A 404-nucleotide genomic window follows, 5' to 3' on the forward strand; every position below is an offset into this window, starting at 1 on the left:
GCCGAGCTGTCCGCCCCGGGCAGCCGTGTCGCCGCCGACCTGGTCGGCACCGGCATCTTCAAGTTCCCGTACACCCGGCAGTTCCTCAAGCGGCTCGAAGAGGCCAACAGCCCCTGGCAGTTCGGGGTGGACGACCTGCCCGCCTTCCTCGGGTCGGCCGGCTGGAGCGGCGTCGAGGTGGTCGAGCCGGGCAACCCGTCGGCCAACTACGGCCGGTGGCCGGAGCACGCCTCGCCCACGAACATCTCGATCCTGCCGCGGATCTACCTGGTCAGCGGCGTCAAGTAGGACGCACGACGAAGGGGCCGGGCGACGATGCCCGGCCCCTTTTCGTCGGTCCGATCAGGCGCCCTGGTCGGGCAGGGCCAGCCAGTCCGGGTTCGCCCGGGCCCAGGCCACCAGCT

At 71.8% G+C, this 404-nt stretch carries 1 protein-coding gene; it reads left to right on the forward strand.

The genetic code is table 11. The features are described from left to right. On the forward strand, positions 1 to 288 hold a 288-nt coding region (locus I6F36_RS39230; protein ID WP_225173322.1), incomplete at its 5' end, for a hypothetical protein. Between the last annotated feature and the right edge of the window lie 116 nt (positions 289 to 404).

It is taken from the genome of Bradyrhizobium sp. BRP19, assembly GCF_020194195.1.
GTDB lineage: Bacteria > Pseudomonadota > Alphaproteobacteria > Rhizobiales > Xanthobacteraceae > Bradyrhizobium > Bradyrhizobium yuanmingense.